The organism is Curvibacter sp. CHRR-16 (genome assembly GCF_018474005.1).
Lineage (GTDB): Bacteria > Pseudomonadota > Gammaproteobacteria > Burkholderiales > Burkholderiaceae_C > Allorhodoferax.
On the sequence record NZ_JAHCSH010000020.1, the window covers coordinates 1 to 1,217 of the forward strand.

Below are 1,217 nucleotides of genomic sequence, written 5' to 3' on the forward strand. Positions count from 1 at the left end.
TGTATTGACCCAGTAAAAAACTGCTCAGGTGTTATCTTTGAAGGAAACACAGATGAGCACACTGATGGAAGACGAGATCAAACGCTGGACAGCCAAGCGCAAAGCCGCTTTGGTCATGGAGATTATTCAAGGCAAAACGACGGTGGCAGAGGCCAGCCGTTCGTTTGATCTACCGCCCTCGGAAATTGAGGAGTGGGTTGATGATGCCAAGAAGGGCATGGAGAACGCCCTGAGGGCCAAGCCTTTGGATATCAAGGAACAGTACGAACGTCAGCTTGCTGATTTGCAGTCAGCCTACGGCGAAGCCATGTTGGAGTTACGCGCCAGAAAAAAGCTGGCCTCCCTGCTGGGCAACGAGGACGAGAAATGATCCTAGGCCTTCAGCAGGGATTGAAAGCCGATGGCATCGAGGTCAGCCTGGTCAAGCTGTGCCAGTGGTTTGGGGTGGCCCGGCGTACGGTGTACTACCGCGAAACCAAAGGGCAGTCCAAGCTGCAGGAACAGTTTGTGAAACCCATCAAGGCCATGATTGAAGAAAACCCATCGTTTGGCTACCGCACGGTGGCGCATCTGCTGGACTTCAACAAAAACACGGTGCAGCGGGTCTTGCCAGCTCATGGGCTGGCAAGTGCGCAAACGGCCGGTGGGCTTGAGGCCACGCATCCAAGCTCTGCCGTCCGTGGCCAAGGCACCGAACGAACGCTGGGCAACGGACCTGTGCCGGGTTTGGTCTGGCAAAGATGGCTGGTCGCACCTAGCGTTGGTGATTGATTGCCATACGCGTGAACTGCTGGGCTGGCACCTGAGCCGTAGCGGTCGCTCCAAGACGGCCGAGGCTGCGCTAGAACAAGCCTTGATCACCCGGTACGGGTGCTTAGGCCAAGTCAACAAGCCGTTCTTGCTGCGATCGGACAATGGTTTGGTGTTCACCAGCCGTAGCTACACAACCCTGGTCAAAAGCTATGGGTTGCAACAGGAGTTCATCACGCCCTACAGCCCGGAACAAAATGGCATGGTGGAGCGGGTGATCAGGACACTCAAAGAGCAATGCGTGCATCGCCACCGCTTTGAGAGCCTGCAACACGCCAGTCGAGTCATTGCAGATTGGATTGGTTTCTACAACCACCGGCGCCCACATCAGGCACTGGGGATGAAAACACCTGCTGAGGCCTACGCATTAGCAGCATGACCTGTGCAGTTTCCGCTGGGTCAATACA

The 1,217-nt window shown here is 55.8% G+C and carries 3 protein-coding genes; all 3 read left to right on the top strand.

What is annotated here, in order from left to right; all coding sequences use genetic code 11:
• The first annotated feature begins 52 nt into the window (after window positions 1-52).
• From KIK84_RS16435 to KIK84_RS16745, 3 genes are read left to right on the top strand one after another with little or no spacing between them, the layout of a single operon-like run.
• The gene (locus KIK84_RS16435; protein WP_214124206.1) at window positions 53-370 is read left to right on the top strand and encodes a transposase; all 318 of its coding nucleotides are present in this window, start codon (window positions 53-55) and stop codon (window positions 368-370) included.
• Complete coding sequence (locus KIK84_RS16740; protein WP_250208058.1) at window positions 367-771, top strand: hypothetical protein; 405 nt, start codon at window positions 367-369, stop codon at window positions 769-771. The genes KIK84_RS16435 and KIK84_RS16740 overlap by 4 nt, the downstream gene beginning before the upstream one ends.
• Window positions 680-1,189: an IS3 family transposase gene (locus KIK84_RS16745; RefSeq protein WP_349815951.1), complete on the top strand. Its 510-nt coding sequence runs from the start codon at window positions 680-682 to the stop codon at window positions 1,187-1,189. The genes KIK84_RS16740 and KIK84_RS16745 overlap by 92 nt, the downstream gene beginning before the upstream one ends.
• Window positions 1,190-1,217 lie beyond the last annotated feature (28 nt).